Annotated in this window: 1 pseudogene; it reads left to right on the top strand. The window is 62.5% G+C overall.

From position 1 onward, the window contains the following. Positions 1–115 precede the first annotated feature (115 nt). Positions 116–1,041: pseudogene (locus JCM19049_RS23690) on the top strand (integrase core domain-containing protein). Positions 1,042–1,094: the final 53 nt, after the last annotated feature.

Here is a 1,094-nt window from a genome sequence, read left to right as displayed (position 1 = left end):
ACTAGCTGTTCTTCCCACGGAGGTTGTGAGCAACGGCGCGTTGTGTGAAAAGAGGTGAGGACCTTCGGTATCGATATGGGTAACCACACTCATCTCGAATCACACGAAGGTCCTCATGTCTTACATTACTCATGCCCGCGCTTCGCTGACACCGCAGGGCCGACTGAAAATGGTCCTGCTCGTCGTCAACGAGAAATGGACGCAGGCGCGTGTCGCCGAGCGCTTCCAGGTCGCTCGGGGGACGGTATCGAACTGGGTGGCCCGGTACAAGGCTGAAGGTGCGGCAGGGCTTGAGGACCGCTCATCCAGGCCGCGCCGCTCACCGAACCGCACGTCCCAGCGCACCGAGCGACGGATCGTTGCTCTGCGCGTGAGCCGGCGGTAGGGACCGCACCGGATCGCGTATCACCTGCGCCTGCCGCAATCGACGGTATCGAAAGTGCTGAGCCGGTACCAGGTGCCGCTTCTTGGCACATCGATCTGAACACCGGTGTCCGGGTGCGAAAGCCCAAACCGGTGCGCTACGAGCACGAAACCCCGGCGATCTGGTGCATGTGGATGTGAAGAAGCTGGGCCGGATCCCCGACGGCGGAGGCCACCGCACCCTTGGCCGTGAGCGGGGGAACAGGAACCGGTCCGGTGTTGGTCACCTCTACTTGCATTTTGATCATCCGTGCCCCCTGCTGGTGCGCCGTGCCCAGCAGCTGGTCCACATCGGTGGGCTGCTGGAGAATGGCACCGAAGACATACCCGTCAAAGGCCGGGCTTGCCGGGGGTGTTTCCTCCCCCGGGACAATGTGCAGCTGACCCCTGCCGTGGATATTCAGCGGTGTATCGGCCTCAGACGAATGGGAAGATCGAGCGCTTCCACCGCACTCTCGCGTTCGAATGGGCCTACGCCCGGCACTACAGCTCAGAAGCCGAGCGCGCCGACGCTTACCCGCCTGGCTCCATGAGTACAATCATCACAGACCCCATACCGGCATCGGCGGCAAATCACCCGTCGACCGCGTACACAACGTCCATGGGAAGAACAACTAGCGAGGCATCGATGTCGATGATCAGCGGGTTGGCTGACGTGCCCAGCCGGGCAG

Source organism: Arthrobacter sp. JCM 19049, from assembly GCF_001310435.1.
Note: the sequence above shows the minus strand (reverse complement) of the source record. Positions and strands in the feature narration are given on the sequence as shown.